Origin of the sequence: Streptomyces fildesensis, from assembly GCF_016107395.1 — a bacterium.
Taxonomy (GTDB): domain Bacteria; phylum Actinomycetota; class Actinomycetes; order Streptomycetales; family Streptomycetaceae; genus Actinacidiphila; species Actinacidiphila fildesensis.
On sequence record NZ_JAAIKO010000240.1, the window covers coordinates 1 to 313 of the forward strand.

The 313-nt window shown below is 65.5% G+C and carries 1 protein-coding gene; it reads left to right on the top strand.

Features of this window, described 5'->3' with window-relative positions:
* Positions 1-313: tetratricopeptide repeat protein (locus C6N31_RS42760; protein ID WP_368860203.1), on the top strand; the 313-nt coding region annotated here is incomplete at both ends.

Sequence of the window (313 nt, forward strand, 5' to 3'; positions counted from 1 at the left end):
TCCGCTCACCGCCCAGATCACCGGACTCCAGGCCCACCTACGGCACAAGCCCGATGACGCGACCGCCCTTGCCACTCTGGGGCTCGACTACGTCCAGCAAGCGAAGACCACCGCCGACCCCACGTACTACCCCAAGGCCGAAGCGGCTTTTCAGCGCTCGCTCACTCTGGAAAAGACGGACAACTTCACCGCGATGGGCGGCATGGCCGCCCTCGAAGCCGGACGCCACCACTTCAACCAAGCACTGGACTGGGCCCGACGAGCCATCGCCGTGAACCCGTACAACTCCTCGCTGTACGGCACACTCGCCGAC